This window comes from Asaia sp. SF2.1 (assembly GCF_000505765.1).
Classification (GTDB): domain Bacteria; phylum Pseudomonadota; class Alphaproteobacteria; order Acetobacterales; family Acetobacteraceae; genus Asaia; species Asaia bogorensis.
Genome location: NZ_AYXS01000048.1, coordinates 159203 through 159535, shown reverse-complemented (window position 1 = coordinate 159535; position 333 = coordinate 159203). Strand labels below are relative to the sequence as shown.

1 pseudogene is annotated in these 333 nt (G+C 63.4%); it reads right to left on the bottom strand.

The features are described from left to right. Window positions 1–333: pseudogene (locus tag P792_RS37790) on the bottom strand (hypothetical protein); the annotation flags it as partial.

Here is a 333-nt window from a genome sequence, read left to right as displayed (position 1 = left end):
AGCGGTCACCCGTGAGGTTACGCCCCCAGGCAGGCCAGTCATTGCCGTTCTGCTGGCCAAGAGCCGTGTCAGGCTTCGGCGCGTCAGCTGCATTGCCTGTGACTTCGGCATGGGGCTGGAACATGCCCAGCGAGATCCCGCAGAAAATGATCGCATAGAGGGAGGCAATGCCGAAACCCCAGGCGCGCGGCACAGCGCTTGAACGCAATGCCCCCTTTTCGCCCGAACGCGACGAGGCACCGAAACCCGGGGCCAGCAGACCGACGACAATCGGCAGGGCAATGAACACGACGACGCGCGGCACAACCAGCCAGAACACATCACCCACTTCAC